The sequence below is a fragment of the Anabaena sp. TISTR 8404 genome (assembly GCF_056847745.1).
The window spans coordinates 361,251-377,396 of sequence record NZ_CP180578.1; the positions used below are offsets into that span (position 1 = coordinate 361,251).

At 39.6% G+C, this 16,146-nt stretch carries 18 protein-coding genes and 1 pseudogene; 8 read left to right on the forward strand and 11 right to left on the reverse strand.

Features of this window, described 5'->3' with window-relative positions; translation table 11 throughout:
* The first annotated feature begins 81 nt into the window (after nucleotides 1-81).
* Both ilvD and ACMX3D_RS01690 read left to right on the forward strand, forming a co-directional pair.
* Nucleotides 82-1,773, forward strand: coding sequence for a dihydroxy-acid dehydratase (gene ilvD / locus ACMX3D_RS01685; RefSeq protein WP_482752258.1), 1,692 nt, complete (start codon nucleotides 82-84; stop codon nucleotides 1,771-1,773).
* 328 nt (nucleotides 1,774-2,101) lie between these two features.
* Nucleotides 2,102-2,995, forward strand: a complete 894-nt coding sequence (locus ACMX3D_RS01690) for an alpha/beta fold hydrolase (protein WP_482749767.1) — start codon at nucleotides 2,102-2,104, stop codon at nucleotides 2,993-2,995.
* Between the two features lie 11 nt (nucleotides 2,996-3,006).
* Here ACMX3D_RS01690 and ACMX3D_RS01695 read toward each other — a convergent pair.
* The 4 genes and pseudogenes from ACMX3D_RS01695 to msrA form a co-directional block, all read right to left on the reverse strand.
* Nucleotides 3,007-3,906 (reverse strand): annotated as a pseudogene (locus ACMX3D_RS01695) (ATP-binding cassette domain-containing protein); the annotation flags it as partial.
* A gap of 308 nt (nucleotides 3,907-4,214) precedes the next feature.
* The gene (locus tag ACMX3D_RS01700) at nucleotides 4,215-5,351 is read right to left on the reverse strand and encodes a protein kinase domain-containing protein (RefSeq protein ID WP_482749768.1); all 1,137 of its coding nucleotides are present in this window, start codon (nucleotides 5,349-5,351) and stop codon (nucleotides 4,215-4,217) included.
* 190 nt (nucleotides 5,352-5,541) lie between these two features.
* Nucleotides 5,542-5,775: a hypothetical protein gene (locus ACMX3D_RS01705; protein ID WP_482749769.1), complete on the reverse strand. Its 234-nt coding sequence runs from the start codon at nucleotides 5,773-5,775 to the stop codon at nucleotides 5,542-5,544.
* Nucleotides 5,776-5,904: 129 nt separating this feature from the next.
* Complete coding sequence (gene msrA / locus ACMX3D_RS01710) at nucleotides 5,905-6,363, reverse strand: peptide-methionine (S)-S-oxide reductase MsrA (protein WP_482749770.1); 459 nt, start codon at nucleotides 6,361-6,363, stop codon at nucleotides 5,905-5,907.
* A 330-nt stretch (nucleotides 6,364-6,693) separates the two neighbouring features.
* Between msrA and ACMX3D_RS01715 the strand changes: the two genes are divergently transcribed.
* The 3 genes from ACMX3D_RS01715 (at nucleotide 6,694) to ACMX3D_RS01725 (ending at nucleotide 8,630) form a co-directional block, all read left to right on the forward strand.
* Nucleotides 6,694-7,302, forward strand: a complete 609-nt coding sequence (locus ACMX3D_RS01715) for a hypothetical protein (RefSeq protein ID WP_482749771.1) — start codon at nucleotides 6,694-6,696, stop codon at nucleotides 7,300-7,302.
* A 5-nt stretch (nucleotides 7,303-7,307) separates the two neighbouring features.
* Nucleotides 7,308-7,703: a hypothetical protein gene (locus ACMX3D_RS01720; RefSeq protein ID WP_482749772.1), complete on the forward strand. Its 396-nt coding sequence runs from the start codon at nucleotides 7,308-7,310 to the stop codon at nucleotides 7,701-7,703.
* A 99-nt stretch (nucleotides 7,704-7,802) separates the two neighbouring features.
* Complete coding sequence (locus tag ACMX3D_RS01725) at nucleotides 7,803-8,630, forward strand: hypothetical protein (RefSeq protein ID WP_482749773.1); 828 nt, start codon at nucleotides 7,803-7,805, stop codon at nucleotides 8,628-8,630.
* Nucleotides 8,631-8,654: 24 nt separating this feature from the next.
* Here the strand turns inward: ACMX3D_RS01725 and ACMX3D_RS01730 are convergent, their stop codons facing one another.
* From ACMX3D_RS01730 to rpaB, 3 genes are all read right to left on the reverse strand, one after another.
* Nucleotides 8,655-10,499: a tetratricopeptide repeat protein gene (locus ACMX3D_RS01730; protein ID WP_482749774.1), complete on the reverse strand. Its 1,845-nt coding sequence runs from the start codon at nucleotides 10,497-10,499 to the stop codon at nucleotides 8,655-8,657.
* Nucleotides 10,500-10,637: 138 nt separating this feature from the next.
* Nucleotides 10,638-10,772: a hypothetical protein gene (locus ACMX3D_RS01735; RefSeq protein WP_482749775.1), complete on the reverse strand. Its 135-nt coding sequence runs from the start codon at nucleotides 10,770-10,772 to the stop codon at nucleotides 10,638-10,640.
* Nucleotides 10,769-11,488 (reverse strand): response regulator transcription factor RpaB, encoded by a 720-nt coding sequence (rpaB, locus tag ACMX3D_RS01740; protein WP_482749776.1) that lies wholly within the window; start codon nucleotides 11,486-11,488, stop codon nucleotides 10,769-10,771. The genes ACMX3D_RS01735 and rpaB overlap by 4 nt, the downstream gene beginning before the upstream one ends.
* A gap of 98 nt (nucleotides 11,489-11,586) precedes the next feature.
* Here rpaB and ACMX3D_RS01745 point away from each other — a divergent pair, with 98 nt between their 5' ends.
* Nucleotides 11,587-11,766 carry a hypothetical protein gene (locus tag ACMX3D_RS01745; protein ID WP_482749777.1) on the forward strand — a complete coding sequence of 60 codons (180 nt, stop codon included), beginning with the start codon at nucleotides 11,587-11,589 and terminating at the stop codon, nucleotides 11,764-11,766.
* A 90-nt stretch (nucleotides 11,767-11,856) separates the two neighbouring features.
* Here ACMX3D_RS01745 and ACMX3D_RS01750 read toward each other — a convergent pair whose 3' ends face one another.
* The 3 genes from ACMX3D_RS01750 to ACMX3D_RS01760 all read right to left on the reverse strand — a co-directional run bounded on the left by ACMX3D_RS01750 (nucleotide 11,857) and on the right by ACMX3D_RS01760 (nucleotide 14,216).
* Nucleotides 11,857-12,561: a helix-hairpin-helix domain-containing protein gene (locus ACMX3D_RS01750; RefSeq protein ID WP_482749778.1), complete on the reverse strand. Its 705-nt coding sequence runs from the start codon at nucleotides 12,559-12,561 to the stop codon at nucleotides 11,857-11,859.
* Nucleotides 12,562-12,586: 25 nt separating this feature from the next.
* Nucleotides 12,587-12,922 carry an NINE protein gene (locus ACMX3D_RS01755; RefSeq protein WP_482749779.1) on the reverse strand — a complete coding sequence of 112 codons (336 nt, stop codon included), beginning with the start codon at nucleotides 12,920-12,922 and terminating at the stop codon, nucleotides 12,587-12,589.
* Between the two features lie 652 nt (nucleotides 12,923-13,574).
* The gene (locus ACMX3D_RS01760; RefSeq protein WP_482749780.1) at nucleotides 13,575-14,216 is read right to left on the reverse strand and encodes an HD domain-containing protein; all 642 of its coding nucleotides are present in this window, start codon (nucleotides 14,214-14,216) and stop codon (nucleotides 13,575-13,577) included.
* Between the two features lie 120 nt (nucleotides 14,217-14,336).
* Here ACMX3D_RS01760 and trxA point away from each other — a divergent pair, with 120 nt between their 5' ends.
* Entirely contained in the window at nucleotides 14,337-14,669 is a 333-nt protein-coding gene (trxA, locus tag ACMX3D_RS01765) for a thioredoxin (RefSeq protein ID WP_482749781.1), read from the forward strand.
* A 33-nt stretch (nucleotides 14,670-14,702) separates the two neighbouring features.
* On the opposite strand, the gene ACMX3D_RS01770 is transcribed toward trxA, so the two are convergent.
* Nucleotides 14,703-15,578 carry an N-acetylmuramoyl-L-alanine amidase gene (locus ACMX3D_RS01770; protein ID WP_482749782.1) on the reverse strand — a complete coding sequence of 292 codons (876 nt, stop codon included), beginning with the start codon at nucleotides 15,576-15,578 and terminating at the stop codon, nucleotides 14,703-14,705.
* A gap of 369 nt (nucleotides 15,579-15,947) precedes the next feature.
* Between ACMX3D_RS01770 and ACMX3D_RS01775 the strand changes: the two genes are divergently transcribed.
* Complete coding sequence (locus tag ACMX3D_RS01775; protein WP_482749783.1) at nucleotides 15,948-16,091, forward strand: hypothetical protein; 144 nt, start codon at nucleotides 15,948-15,950, stop codon at nucleotides 16,089-16,091.
* The last annotated feature ends 55 nt before the right edge of the window (nucleotides 16,092-16,146 follow it).

The following is a 16,146-nucleotide window of genomic DNA, read 5'->3' on the forward strand; positions in this document are numbered from 1 at the left end:
TATATTGGACATCTCAAAAAAGTCTACATATGATACTCATACAGAGATTTGAGCAAGGTGCAAGTAATGAGTGAAAATACAATGCCAGCAAATTTGAGAAGTCGGGTTGTGACACAAGGGGTGCAGCGATCGCCTAATCGCGCTATGCTGCGGGCAGTAGGTTTTCAAGACGAAGACTTTAGCAAACCTATTGTGGGGATTTCCAATGCCTACAGTACTATCACTCCCTGTAACATGGGGATAAATAAACTGGCACAAAGAGCCGAAGCGGGAATTAAACTAGCCGGAGCAATGCCGCAAATGTTCGGCACAATTACTATCAGTGATGGGATTTCGATGGGAACTGAAGGGATGAAATATTCCCTCGTATCACGGGAAGTCATTGCTGACTCTATTGAAACAGCCTGTAACGGTCAGAGTATGGATGGTGTGATTGCCATCGGTGGCTGTGATAAAAATATGCCTGGGGCAATGCTGGCGATCGCTCGGATGAATATTCCGGCTATCTTTGTGTATGGTGGCACAATTAAACCCGGACATTACAACGGCAAAGATTTGACAGTAGTCAGTTCCTTTGAAGCTGTCGGTGAATACAGTGCCGGCAAAATTGGCCAAGAAGAACTATTAGCAGTTGAACGTCAAGCTTGTCCTGGTGCTGGTTCCTGCGGTGGGATGTACACAGCAAATACCATGTCTTCAGCATTTGAAGCAATGGGGATGAGTTTACCTTATTCTTCTACAATGTCAGCAGAAGATGACGAAAAAGCCGACAGTACAGAAGAATCAGCCAAAGTATTAGTAGAAGCGATTCGGAATCAAATTCTGCCGCGCCAGATTATCACCCGCAAATCTATCGAAAACGCTATTTCCGTAATTATGGCGGTGGGTGGTTCCACAAATGCGGTGTTGCATTTTCTTGCGATCGCAAATGCAGCTGGTGTAGAACTAACATTAGATGACTTTGAAACTATTCGCGGACGTGTGCCAGTTCTGTGTGATTTAAAACCCAGCGGACGCTACGTTGCTACAGATTTGCACAGAGTTGGTGGTATTCCCCAAGTCATGAAAATGTTATTAGTGCATAATTTACTGCACGGTGACTGTCTCACCATCACAGGTAAAACCATTGCCGAAGTTTTAGCAGACATCCCAGACGAACCACCTGCAAACCAAGATGTGATTCGTCCTTGGAACAACCCCATGTATGCGCAAGGTCACTTAGCCATCCTCAAAGGTAACTTAGCAACCGAAGGTGCTGTTGCTAAAATTACTGGTGTGAAAAAGCCCATAATTACAGGCCCAGCAAGAGTATTTGATTCTGAAGAAGAATCTTTAGATGCGATTTTAGCTGGCAAAATCAAAGCTGGTGATGTTCTTGTCATTCGTTACGAAGGGCCAAAAGGCGGCCCAGGGATGCGCGAAATGTTAGCGCCTACCTCAGCAATTATTGGTGCTGGTTTAGGTGATGCTGTGGGGTTAATTACCGATGGACGTTTCTCTGGCGGTACTTACGGAATGGTAGTTGGTCACGTTGCGCCAGAAGCCGCAGTTGGGGGAGCGATCGCACTAGTCGAGGAAGGTGATAGCATCACCATTGATGCCCATGCTCGTTTGTTGCAGTTAAACGTATCTGACGAAGAATTAGCCCGTCGCCGTGCCAACTGGAAACCTCGTCCACCACGTTATACCAAGGGCATTTTAGCAAAATACGCTAAATTGGTTTCCTCTAGCAGTGTTGGTGCTGTCACAGACCTGGATTTATTTAATCAATAAAGAGTAAAGTGACCGCCGAACAGAACCGATAGCACTAGCGTATTGGAAAAAATTCAATACAATCCCCGCAGATTTTTCTTTTGTAAAAATCTGCATTCGGGTCTAATACCCCATCCTCTACAGATTGCTAGTTTGGGTTGGGATCTAAATCCCCATCCCAAACCCTCTGTTCCCTGTTCCCTTTTAACTCTATATACAGAGATATCTTTTCTCCTGAATTAGCTAAAGTTGACTTATTGAGCAGTGTGGCTGAAACCAAAATCCCAGGTATGTCATGGTAATGGTTGCTGCTACCCCGGTTAATAAATTCCAGATGGAGGGGATAGAGATGACTGGAAAAACGAACCATCAATATTTATTTGAGTGGAATCAACAGCGTTATGCGATCGCTTACGACACGATAGGTCAGGGTAAAACTGTCCTGCTGCTACCTCCATTTAGTACGGTTTCCAGCCGTTCTGAAATGAAGGGGATTGCAGAGCGAATTGCCAATCGCTACCAAGCAGTGACACTCGACTGGCTAGGATTTGGTGAATCTGATCGCCCTGCTTTAGACTATCAACCTGCACTGTTGCATGAGATGCTTCAGGCATTTGTCAAACAGACATTCTCAGAACCCGTGGCGGTGATTGCAGCAGGTCATACCGCTGGCTATGTTTTACAACTAGCTCAACAACAACCCCAGGCTATTTCTGCAATTGTTTTAGTCGCTCCGACTTGGCGTGGCCCTTTACCAACAATGGGCGTACCTCAACCACTAGCAGCAGCAGTACGACAATTGGTGCGATTTCCGGTTGTGGGTCAAGCGCTTTATCAAGCAAATACGACAAAGGGATTTCTGCGTCTGATGTATGGGCGGCATGTTTATGCAGATCAGTCACGCCTAACTCCAGAGTTTATTGAGCAAAAGCAGCAAATTACTCGACAGCCTGGTGCGCGATTTGCACCAGCGGCGTTTGTCACAGGTGGACTCGATCCTGTGCGCGATCGCCAACAATTTCTCCAATTGCTGCAATCTTCACCTGTTCCTGTTCTGGTCATTATGGCAGAGCAAGCGCCGCCCTATTCCAAACAAGAAATGGCAGCGATGGCAGCACTGCCGGGAATTGAATCACTGACCCTTCCTGGCACATTAGGAATGTATGAAGAATATGCGACTGAAGTTGCAGAAGCAGCATTGCCATTTCTAGATGCCAAAACAAGTACGACAAATGTACGTTAATCTGCGTAATGTTATGCCATCTGCCGAGCCATCAACTGGGCAAATAATCCTTCAGTAGTTGCCAACTCTTGAAAAGTTCCTTGTTGCACAACTCGGCCTGCTTGAAGTACATAAATGCGGTGAGCGTTGCGGATAGTACTCAGCCGATGAGCAATAACGATTCTAGTGACTTGTAGTTTATTCAAGCTTTGACTAACTATGGCTTGGGTTGTGTTATCGAGCGCACTAGTGGCTTCATCAAACAGTAAAATTTTAGGTTTTAATGCTAAAGCTCGTGCAATCAATAGCCGTTGTCTTTGTCCACCGGAAAGATTACTACCGCCTTCACTCACGACTGTGTGCATCCCCATCGGCATAGCAGCGATATCATCTGCTAAACCTGCCATGCAAGCCGCTTCCCAAGCTTGGTCAATTGTGAGGGCTGCACCACTGGTAATATTATTCAAAATAGAAGCTGACATCAACCGACTATTTTGCAGTACAACACCTAATTGACGGCGTACAGCATGAATATCAACAGAGGCTAAATCTTGTCCATCATAGTAAACTTTGCCTAATTTAGGAGTTTCAAAACCTAAAAGTAGCCTGAATAAAGTTGATTTACCACTACCGGAAGGGCCGACAATCGCAATGAATTCTCCAGCTTGAGCGTGAATACTAACGTTATCTAATACCAACGGGCAATCATCACAGTAGCGAAAACTGACACGCTCTAGCGCTAATCTACCTGAAAGTTTTCCGGGATCTGCTTGGTTGAAGGTAATTTCTGGTTCTGCTTGCAGAATTGGTTTAGCCCGTTCCCACAAAGGCAGAACTTGCAAAACTTCTATAACTGTACTGCTGAGGCTAGTTACTCCATTGATAAAAGTACCAAAAGCAACATTAAATGCTAAGAAAATGCCAGTAGATAAGTGAATTTCTGCGGTTGTATGGTATTAGACTTCTTGCACGAATGTTATAAAACACTAATTTTAAATCTCACGCAAAGGCGCAAAGACGCAAAGAGTTACAGAAAGTTCGCTTGTTTAATAGGCAGAATCTGATTCATGCAAGAGGTATAACGTCTCTACAACAACAATTAATTGCATATTCATCGAGAAATAGTATTAGTAACTATTCTGCATTGCTATACGTTAAATTACACATAATCAAACATGGATTTATAGATTTTTAATTTATATTTTTATTCAACTAATGCTGCTAAATTCTGCATTCTTATTCAAGAGTTATTGTTACCTAAATATTTCGCTTTTAATTCTTCTAGTTCTTTTTCTATTTCGCTTTTACTAGTAGGCTGAGATGTGGGATTTGTTGGCTGGACTTGATTTGGTTGAGATTTTTTACCCATAAATTGAGTTTTTAATTCTTCTAGTTCTAAATCAATTTGGCTAGGTGTGTTACCGACAACTGTAGGAGGTAATGTCGGTGATGATTGAATATGAGGTTTTGTAGGGATTTGTGGCTGATGAGGTACTGGCGACTGTGTATTTAAGTCATGTAAAACTTCATCTACTGTTTGGTAGCGTCTAGCGGGGATACTTTCGAGCATTTTATTCAGAATGCGGCTCAGATGATTACTGACGGGAGTTGTTAAATATTGCTGCCAAACCCAAGTATCATTATTTGTATCATAAGAGTCGAAAGGCGATCGCCCAGTTAATAAGTTAATACAAGTAGCTCCCAAACTATAGATATCACTAGCAAATGTTGCTCTTCCTCTAATTTGTTCAGGAGCAACATATTCAGGACTGCCAATACTAGTACCGGTTTGATTTAAGGCTGCGCCAGTTGCAGATTTAGCCGCCCCAAAATCGACTAAAACAAGTTTGCGATCGCTCTCACGTAAAATAATATTTTCTGGTTTAATATCACGGTGGATAACTTGTCTGGCATGACAAAATTGTAAGACTAATAATAAATCATTTAATAACTGATAAATCTGCGTTTCACTAAAAGCCCCATTCTTTGCTAATTCCTGCGCTAAATTTAGCCCATTGATAAATTCTTGTACTAAATACTGCCGATCATCTTGCGTAAAATATGCCAATAGTTCGGGAATTTGCGGATGTTTACCTAATTCATCCAACTGCACTGCTTCTTGGTTAAATAACTCCACAGCTTTTTTGACTGTGTTTGTACCTTGGGCTTGGGGGTAAAATTGCTTAATTACACAGCTTGGTTTTGAGGGTTTATCTTCATCTACAGCCAAAAAGGTTCTGCCAAAACCTCCTTGTCCTAGTGGCCTAATGGCGCGATAGCGTTCTTTAAGCAGCAACTTAGAACCACAAGTCGTGCAGAACTTAACATCAGTAGGATTTTCTGGCCTGGGACAACGGGGATTAAGGCAATAGCTCATGCGTTGCAGACTAAGGGATATGTGTCTTTATTGTCTCTTGTCCTTGGCAGAAGAGTGTTGATGTTTGCTAAATGTAATTTAGATTTTTGCTTGTAGAAATTTCATGTAATGTAAATGTTGACATCTGCAATTAGTCAGTTTTGATTTCTGATAATGGCGAGAAGCGATCGCTTTTCCTCTTCTCAGAATTCTATGCAGCTTTCTGCTCTTTATTCAACACCTGCAACCAATTAACAATTCTTTGCCGTTGCGCCTCACATACCTTAATGCTTGCTGAGCGTAGCGCCGCCTTGGGAAATATTTTCCGTAAGTCAGCCAGCATTTCTAGAGTTTTACAAGCCTCTAAACATTCGACAATGTAATCAATTGATTCAATTGTCAGCCATTCTGGAGTCGCTTCCAAGTCGCAAATGTGATAGTTCATAGTTTTAGTTTTGGACTAAGCGAGCGCTTGATATCTTAAAAATCAACTTAATTTGTGTAAATTAATACCGCAAACTTTCTGAGACAAACTTAATCACACACTTTCTTATAAGGATAAACCAAACAGTCTTTAGTGTCTTCCCTTTTTCTCAAAATACTGTTGATGTTCTTCACTTGCTAAGTAATATTCACCCGCAGGCTGAATCTGTGTCACTATATCCCGTTCAAACCTACCGGATATTTGAAGCTTTGCCTTTGACTGTTTCGCAGTTGCTGCCTGCTGGGCATTGTGGAAAAATATCACAGACCTGTATTGTTCTCCTTTATCTGGCCCCTGGCGGTTGAGTGTTGTTGGGTCATGAATATCCCAGAAAACTGCTAACAAGTCTTCATAACTAACAACTTGAGGGTCATATTCTACCTGCACTACCTCAGCATGACCAGTTACCCTTGATAATACATCAAGGTAACAAGGGTTAGGAAAATGCCCGCCCATGTAACCAACCGAAGTTGATACTACTCCTTTTACTTTGCGAAACGCCGCCTCCACGCCCCAAAAACAGCCAGCCCCAAAAGTTGCTTTTTCCATTGGTGTTCTGCACTCTAAGTGTTAATTATTAATTTATGCAAAAATCTTAACGTGTAGATTTCTTACTGAGAAGAGATGAGAGTGATGGTAAAAGTAGCAGCTTTTAGCGATCGCTGCTTGATCACACAAACATCATTTTAATTTTGTATTCAAGTCACAACTTTTTTAGTGATATTTTTAGCACCTTATTTGCGTAAACATGATATATTTACCCATATTTGATGCTGTTCTGTTAAGTTAAAATTTTTACATCTCATCAAGACTTTTACCCCAAAGTGGATAAAAGCAAAGCTTGCTGTAAAACAATATCATGATTAATTTAATGATGCTATGACTAGACAGAATCAACCGTCTGAACGTTTTCGCTCTGCTACAGAGTTTCCCAAGACAATTGAAAGCCTAAGCAATACTGAGGCAGATAGATTGTATAAAGAAATGCGAGACTGTCTAATTTTTACAAATCGTAGTCGCTCACAACTGCTCCGCAGAAATGAAGAACATAAACAATCTGCGTTGCGGTTAAAAACAGATGTAGAACGCCTACAAGTTATGATTAGCCAACTCAAATTAGAAAAAGAACAGCTTGCTTCTAATAATCGGCAGATTGTCACAGATCTAGAGCGCGAAATTAGTTCAATGGCTGGATATTTAGACCAACTTTCAGCAGCATTTGATTCTGTTTCAGATGTTGATAATCCAGAAAAAGCTCACTGGGGTTACTTATCGGCTCCTAATCGGTTTTTCAAGTTCCTACGAGCAATCAAAGCAATTGTGCTATGGTGGCGTGAAGATAAAGGTGAAGAAACAGAAACGCTAAAACTTACACCTGTCTCCCAGTCTTATCTTCCTGGTGAAGTTGATGCTGATCAGGAGCGTATAGAAAAACCACAAATGTATACAGATTCTGCTTCACAAGGACGCTCTCTTTTAGATAAATAAAACTCATGGGGAAAAAACGAATTACTCAACTGCTAAAAGAGCTAAAAGAAAATCAGCTTTATGAGTTGCATAATTCCGCAGCCATATACACAGTTGCACAGGTTGCTGTTAATGAACTGCAACAGCAAAGCTTGCAGATGGAAGAACAGCCTATTGCAGCGTTACCTTCTACGCCAAAGATAATTGATAAAGCTCAATTACTCAAACAGTATGGTTCTTACCGTGCTTGTCGTAAAGCAGCTAAAGAACGAGGAATCAAATTTTCTCGTACTCCTAGTTGGGAACAGTTAGCGGCAGCATTAAGTTATGCAGATATATTTCAACAAATCATCAAATCTTATGTTGAAACTTATCCTCATCCAAAACTTAAAGGCACTACATTTGAAATAAATATCAAATAGCTAGGGTCTTTTGTCATATAGAAAAATTAACGCCCAGTACGTAAAACTCCATACTCACGATGTATTCAGCATTAGTACCAACGTTTACTACAAAGCCAAATGTATAACAACAATCAGCCTTTTTTTCCTATCCCTGGTTCACTGGAAATCCGACGTGGAAATTACTTTAACTATGTAGTACCAAGTGGTTGGCGAGTAGTTGAGGATGGCCAGTTTGCTGTTGTCCTTGTTTCTCCAGACAATGCTGCTTTGACAATCATGGTAGGAAATTCTGGACTGCCTGTAAACTACAACCCCTGGCAATTCGTCTACGAGAAGCTCTTGGCAATGCAGCCATATAACCTGCAAATGATTCAGCCCCGCCAAGCTCAACCAATTGCTGGATGTTCAGTGGCTTATGAATTTGATTACACATACATTTCCAATGGTATCTTCTGTCAAGGGATAGCCAAGTGCAGTGTGGCATATAGCTACAATATATGTACGATGGTGATGACTTGTGCAGCATCCCACCAATTGCAGTGGCCTAATTATGTTTCATGGTTGCCACAGGTAGCATCTCAAATTGCAGCAACCAATGGAGCGGCTTTCGGAATGCAAGGAATTATGGCGCAGAACATTGAAATCTCGCAAGTTGAAGGGCAGAGGTACAGAGAATACCGCGAATGGTCTCAACATACCTGGGATGAAGTAACCCGCCAACGCAATGAATCTATAGAGCGTCAAAATTTCCAGTTTCGTGAAAACCTGGGCAATGTCACAACTTGGACAAATCCTTACGGCTATCCAAGCGTCGAGTTACCAACAAACTACAACTACTATTGGATAAATCGTCAAGGACAAATATATGGTACGAATGACTATGGTGAAAATCCAAATGTCGGCTCGACTCAAGATTGGGTAAGAATGAATCGGTATCAACCCTAAATGACTTTTGAATTCTTCCCTATTTTACATATCTTGCTGATATGCCGTTAATAATTCTGGTATGTGATCATAGCCATCAACACCAATAATCGCCATAATTTTAGAACGGTGTTGTTGTAACATATTTTGGAATGCTTCTTGTCCTATTTGCCCTTGTAAAATTGTTAGTAAACCTGCTGGTTGTCGCCATTCAATAGAAGCAATTTGCTCTAAAAGATACATTCCTAAACTGCCAGTATAAATGGCTTTTTCGGCATTTTGCAGATAATAATAAGCTTCGGCTAAAGATGCTAAATTTTTGCCTTGGAGATATAAGTCGCCGCAAATTTGGGCTGTTTTAAAACCATCTTCTAAATATTTAATCGCGGTTTGTGCTTCGCCAATTACAAGATAGGCAAGGCCTAAACTACTCAAACACAAGGCTTTACTTTGGATATCGCCTAATCTGTCTAATAACTTTAAACCTTGCTCTAAATAATTAATTGGCATTTCATAAGTTTCAGGTTCAACTTGTTCTAGTTGTTGCGCCTGCATAACTTCGCTGTAACCTAAATTCACTAAAGCGTTGGCTTCGCCTGTCCGATCGCCTGCTTGCCGACTCAAAATTAATGCCCGTTGGCTATAATTAATCGCCTCACCATAATCTTTTTCTTGGACATAAGTCCGGCTGAGGTGGTTAAGATTGGCAATTTCACAGGGGCGATCGCCTGCATTTCTGGCTATTTCTAATGCTTGCAGATGAAAATTAATCGAACGCTGATATTGCCCTAAAGCACGTTGCGAATAACCTAAAAGTGTCAAAATCCTCGCTTTTTCTTGAGTTCCTTCCACTTGTCGCAACGGTTCATCTAAATAATCTAGGGCATTTCTTAAATAACTGCCCGAAAACGAAGCAAATATCCCGCCATAAAGGGGAAAATATGGTCGTTGAGCAAAGTTTCGCAAAATTTGCAGCATGATTTGCGAACCAGCATCACCATATACCGCCGCAGTATTACCAAAACCACTAGCTAACTGACTCCAAATGACGGCAAAGGTCAAAAATGTCGAAATTGATAATTTTGAGCCTGCTTGCACATTATATGGTTGTTGGTCAAACCAATTAACTAATCCGCGTTGCAAATACTGTAAAATCAACGCTATTTCTACCCAGTCGCTCAGGGTAATGCTACGTTGCTGTTCGGCAAATTCAATGGGAGATTGTTCTAACGCTAGACTCCGAAAGAATGCTTGGGGGAACTCGCTGTTAACTTTCTTGGCCCAAGTTGCCCAAGGGCCGTTTTCTCCAGGTACGCCGCCAAATCCTAGTTCGCGATTTTGCTCGTACATCCAACTGATCAAATGATCTTGGAGTTTTTGCCAACCAGCTAAACCGCGAGTAATTCCTTGTGATATTTGTTCTATATCTGCATCTACTTGGGCAAATTGTTGTAAACCTTTGGCTAACTGCTGCAATTGTGAGGAATTGAGCGGTTGCTTTTGATTGGGATCAGTGAAGCGTAAGAATGTAGCGAGGCGTTCATCGGCTGAGGCTGTGGTAATTTCTCGCACTGCCAAAGCGATCGCTTCTATAGCTTTATTTTGTTCCCAATAACGTTGCCATTGACTTTGAATTGTTTTAATTGCTCTGAGACTGCGGTTAGCTTTCGCTTTTTTGAGTTCATCTGTTTCGCTGTCTACTTGGCTTTGGATGGTACTCAAGCGATCGCTCAACGCTAACTCAAAAATTTCCCCAGTTCCCGATGTTACACTTTTTTGCAACATTTGGTACACCATCTCCACAGAGCTAATTTTGCCCTGGAGGGTGAGTTGGACAATTTCGTCAATTAAAGCAAGGTAGCGATCACGCAATGGCAGAGAGTCAGACACTTTGGCTATTAGAGAACGTCACATTAATTTCTATTCTAGTGTTAATACCATTTCCGTATAAAAAGACAGAGAAAAAACCCCACCGCTTGTCGCAACGCTTTCAAGGGCGGGTTTTTATTTTTTAAGAGAAAAAACTTTCTAATTATGCTTGCGTGCTAAAGTCAGTCCCTCTGCAATGGCTATCAAACTCAAATCTATGCGATCGTCTTGAGCTAGTTTGCCATTAAACTCACGAATAGCTAAGGCAGGGAGAACACTGTAGCAATTTTTCATTCTGTAATTCGTTGAAAAAGATAGCCTGCGCCTCTAGCAGTGAGAATTAGCTCTGGATTGTTTGGATCATCTTCTAACTTGCCCCGTAATCGGGAGATATGCACATCCACCACACGCGTATCTACATGTTGTTCAGACGCATAACCCCAAACTTGCTGCAATAGTTCTCCACGAGAAAAAGGTTTCCCTGAGTGACTCACCAATAACTCTAACAAGCCGAATTCAACACCTGTTAATCGAATTCGCTCATCACCTTTGTAGACTTGTCGTTTATTCGTATCGATTTTGAGATTGCCTACAGAAACAATTCCTGAACTGGGAATTCCAGCAGCAGTTGTTTTGCTGGCCCGTCGCCGCAGTACGCAACGAATCCGCGACTCTAGCTCTTTTGGCGAAAATGGTTTAGTTAAGTAATCATCTGCGCCTAATTCCAAACCAGTGATTCGGTCTGCTACATCTGCCAAGGCTGTGAGCATGATGATTGGCACATCTGATTGTTTGCGTAATTCTTGGCAGACACCATAACCATCTAGTTTTGGCATCATCACATCCAAAACAATTAAATCCGGGTTATGGGAGCGAAACGCTTCTAATGCTTCTTCGCCATCGCCAGCAGTAACCACATCGTAGCCAATCATAGAAAGGCGCGTCTCTAAAATCCGGCGAATGCTTGCTTCGTCGTCTACCACCAAGATTTTTTCTTTATGGCTATCCACTTTGTTCAATGATTGTATGCGGTCTAGGAAATTATGATATTCGAGTCAGTCATTGTTACAGTTCTGACTGCAACATAATTTTATTCAAGTTTTAAAAAGTGACTAAATTAGTTTACAAATCTCAGCACTTCCTAAAACTTAAACCCCAGGATAGATGCAAAAGGTCACGGTATTTAGCAGTTTATTCACCCACCATACGTTCTCAAGGAGAAACTTACCAAATTGCGGAACGCTTACATCGGGGCGATCGCCTCTTTTCAAACATCCTCTTAGAGTGAGAGAAAATCGTAAAAAAATGCCAAGGTTCAACAAGAACCTTGGCATAAAATTTGGTAATTTGCATGAAGAACACGGAAAGATGGGTAAGTTTAGGCGAGATGAGAGTAACTACTAAAGGGTAAGCCAGTGCGTTGAGTAACTTCAATCATTGATTTGTACTCACCTCGGAGTTCTCTTTCAGCTACAATTTTTTGAGCGATCGCTAAATCTAATCCACAAGCAACTAATTCTGAAGTTGAATATCTATTTAAGCGTCTCCAAGAAAAATCAGCTTCTTTTTTATAGTCGTAGTTAAATGTAATTAACAAGGCAATCCGATTTATATGTTTTTCTGGAATCCCGGCAATTTCTATTAACTCTTCTGCATGGGTAAAAATGTATCCTTCGTTGAGGAGCGATTCAATATTATTTGCATAAACTATCGGTAGTCCCAAATAGTTGACTAGTTGATGTTTAGAGCATTGGTTAATATCTATCTTCTCTCGATTAATAGCAATTGATTTAGCCAGTTCGTTATCCTCAGGCAAAAGCCAATTTTTGGGGTAAGTTTTAACTAAAAAACTTTTTTTGATATAGATAGCAGTAGCAATTTGAAATAGCCATGTCAAAGAAACTATCACGCTATTGCCAGAAAGAACAAAAGCTATCCCAGTTATACTTATACCCAGTATCATCCAAATCTTAGTTTTGGATTTGTAGCCTGCATAAGTAATAGCCAAACCCCCAAATGTAGGAATTATTGTAAACCATAACCAAGTTGGAGTTTTTTGAAACCAAGAATTAGCTTGTATCACAATCTTAAATAAAATTTATCTTTAATTACAGATTTTTTAAAAGTTTCTGGCGTTTTTCTTCATATTCTTCTACGGTAATTACACCAGAATCATACAGATTTTTCAAATCAGCTAATGCAGTAGTTGTATCTTTTACTGAACCGACTGTAATTGATCTGCCTTGATTATATTTGGCATCAAAGTCTGCATCTGTCATAAAAACTAGCAGGAAAAACTCAATAAAAGCTATGAATGAAGGAATTAAAGTCCAACAAAAGAGCAAATACAATATACCTGCTACATTTTCTCCTAAATAAAATTTATGAACTCCTAACCAACCAAAGAAAAAACAAAGTAAAATTGCTGTAGGTTTACTTTTCATATCGTCTCCTAAATTGTTGACTTGAGTAATTAGATAAAATTGTAATGATTTTATTTATTTGAAATATTTAGAATTTAGTAAATAAAATATAAGTATACATACTTGAGATTCCATTAATGCTAAATAACATTTAACTAGATAATTAAATTCTAAATTAGAGTTAACATAAAAAATTAGTCCACCAATTGCTATGTATGACAGGAAGCGCAACCGATTTAGCTTGAAGTTTAATTTTGCACTTTTTAAAATACTCATCCGTTGATTGATGATTTTGAATAACAGGTTACAATGTTTGATAATTCAACTAAAAGTTAATAGCAAGCATTGACTGTATTTAATCGCAATTTTATTTTGTATCTCTTTAATATGCCATGATAAAATCACGGAAGTAATGGCTGAAGTTTCAATATACATCCGTAGTCTTTCTGAAGACTCATCTTGAACCTAGTGGAAATTGTCAAACCACTGAATTTTCTAATTTTTAAGGTAAGACCAAAGAATAAATAACAAATTTAACTTAATTATTAGAGTGCAGTATAAATAAGGTCATCATCCAAAAATAGGAAATAACCTAACAAAATACCAATGATTTTTTGGCATTTTGACTTTTAGCTTTTGCTTTCTTGGGCTAGTTATTTTTATGTGGAACAGCCTACCGACTACAAGAAAGTCTATGAATTTCTGCTTGCAGATTAGCTCTAGCAGATGTTTCCGCCACTTCAATCATCAGAGGTGTAAAATATATATGATGTCTTTGCAAAAAATTTTCTAGGACTTGTTTGCGACCTTGAATATAGTCAGTTTCTTTCACCCAAGCATATTCTCGACGGATAGCATTAGCATATTCTTGATAATCAACTGGAGCAGCAGCTAAAATTGCTAAATCAGCATCTAATAAAATTTGACTATCAATATCATCAGCAGTAGCTTGGTGATGTTTGGTATTCAAAATCAGATGTTCAACAGTTATGATATCTTTAGTAGGAATTGCCAAACTATTTAACAATTGGCAAGCATATTCTGCACTTCTTTCTTCGTTATCTTGAGCTTGAGTATCATAAACCACATCATGTAACCAAGCTGCAAGTTGTACAGCAGGGAAATTTTTGGCATAAGCTTGCAAACTCTGAATTTTATTTAAAACATAATGAATATGTTTTAATGTATGATAATGACGACCAGCCGCAGAATATGCCTCAACTAATTGTGCAAAAGTGGCTTTAATATTGCATTGGTCAACTCCAAATTTTTGGAGTGTGTGCTGCCAGTGTTTAAATAAGATATCTGTAGGCATATTTATTTAACCCCGCTCATACCAGCGATTTTTTTATGCCGTTTTGCGATCGCTCTTACTATATACTCTGTATAGTTACCTAGTTCTTGAAATTTTAGTTTGATATTGAGGAATTTCAAAATGTCTACCGAAACCGATATAGTTACTTATATTGAAGAAAGTGAATTTGATGCTCTGTTAAGTCAAGAAAAAGTGCTAGTTGTTGATTTTACTGCTACTTGGTGCGGCCCCTGTCGCCTTGTCAGTCCATTAATGGAGCAACTTGCAGAGGAATACAAAGGACGCGTCAAGGTTGTTAAAGTAGATGTAGATAATAATAAGCCACTGTTTAAAAAATTTGGTCTTCGCAGCATTCCCGCAGTTTTAATATTCAAAGATGGCGAGTTAGCAGAAAAAATTGTGGGAGTTACACCCTACGAGCAGTTTAGTGGTGCTGTTGACAAGCTTCTTTAACTCAATATCTAGTTTTGACTTTTGACTTATTGATTATCTCTGCGCTCGATAAACAGGGCTGATTTCACGATAGGTATTTAGTAAAGTCAAGAATTGCTCAAAATTAAAACTTACTGGATCAATTTTTTGACTAGAACGGTCAACTTCTTGATGGGTAGTAATGCGATCCTCTGGAATTTGACTTTGAGCAATTAACCAAGCTAGAGAATGATATTGCTCTTGCGTATAGCCACTATGAGCTTGGATATAATTATCACCACGTCCATCGGGCGGTGTTTCTAAAGAAACGTGATAAGCAAAATTATTTACAGATGGTGGCAAACTAGGATTAGTCTGTACAGTTTCAACGCCATTAATACTTTCAAATACTGAGTTAGCAGCCCCAAAAGCTCGCTTTTCTGGTGGTACTAAATAAACAACAGTTCCATCTAATTTAATTATTGTATGATAGCTGGCTTGCACACTTTCATCTTCATGCGGTGTCTGAAAGAAATTAATTGCACTGGCGGCAGAATAACCAGTTTCATGTAGTACTATGATTGGTTGATTGGTAACTGGTACACCATTAATATCTTTAGCATAGCGATCGCCATAATTACTTGGATCTACCGCAGCAATTTCATATCTCGGCTTATATCTAGCAAAAGCCTCTGTAGTTCTATACCTTCCAGGATTTTGGTTCGTCTTGATTGAAGAATTAGGTAAATCTTGAGATTTTGCTGGTTGGTTTTTTGATAATTGCAATTGTGCGTGGGGGTATTCACTCCAATCTGTAGTAATTTCTTGATTTGATGGCGTTATGACATTAGTCTGTGATTGGTTTATTTTGCCGATCAAGAGTGCCACACTCAAAGCAGTAAACATTAGAGAAATTAATAGCACCCTAGTTGCCCAGTCTCTAAAACTCATTTTTTAAGATTTGAGAATACAGCTAAAAATAATCTTAATAGAAAGCTGAGTTTAACAAAATCCACCTTTCCTAACCTCTATCTCCTCATAGAGAAGGAAGTTTTATTTGAATTTTTTTCCAAGTAACAAAGAAGTTTTACTCCGTAGCTATGAAAGGAATTAATCTGAAGTTGGTGCTTGGTTATTGAGCCAGTTTCAGCAACAAGAGGGTTAAGAATTTAGGGCTTATGTGTGATCAATATCACTCAAAAACTAGATCTGAATCATTGAGCCTCAAGCAAGTCTGACTTAGCCTTTGGGGTAAATATAAATTATACTTAATATTAGTATAAGTTGCGATTATTGCTTGGCGGACGTGGGGTGAGGACGATGCTAGAAAAACTCTTACTTGCAACGATTTTAACATTAGTCTTACGCTTAATTGCAGAGATAGGATGGTCTTATCCAACCAAGACAAGTCAACAAACCGATTTTTATCAGCCGAGAGAGTTTGCTGTCACGCAAATTCATTAAGTAATCTAGGCATATACTGAGGGCAAACTGCTCAAACTCTTCATATCATAGGCTG